Raw genomic sequence first — 264 nt, forward strand, 5'->3', positions numbered from 1 at the left:
AAGCTACTTTCTGTTACCGCTCGACTTGCATGTGTTAGGCCTGCCGCCAGCGTTCAATCTGAGCCATGATCAAACTCTTCAATTAAAAAGTTTTATGTCTTTCGACAGCTCAATGAATTCTGAATTTATTTTAATATCTTTCGATATTGAATTGACTGTGCCGAATAATTACCGAAATAACTATTCTGTTGGTCACTCAGTTTTCAATTGAGACTCTAATTTGTTTGCCTCGCTACCTAAGTAGGTTGGCTGTTAGAACTCAAT

General features: G+C 37.5%; 1 rRNA gene. It reads right to left on the bottom strand.

Features of this window, described 5'->3' with window-relative positions:
* Positions 1–85 (bottom strand): 16S ribosomal RNA (locus tag H4J63_RS19965); the annotation flags it as partial.
* Positions 86–264 lie beyond the last annotated feature (179 nt).

The organism is Pseudoalteromonas sp. 5Ae-yellow (genome assembly GCF_014077565.1).
GTDB lineage: Bacteria > Pseudomonadota > Gammaproteobacteria > Enterobacterales > Alteromonadaceae > Pseudoalteromonas.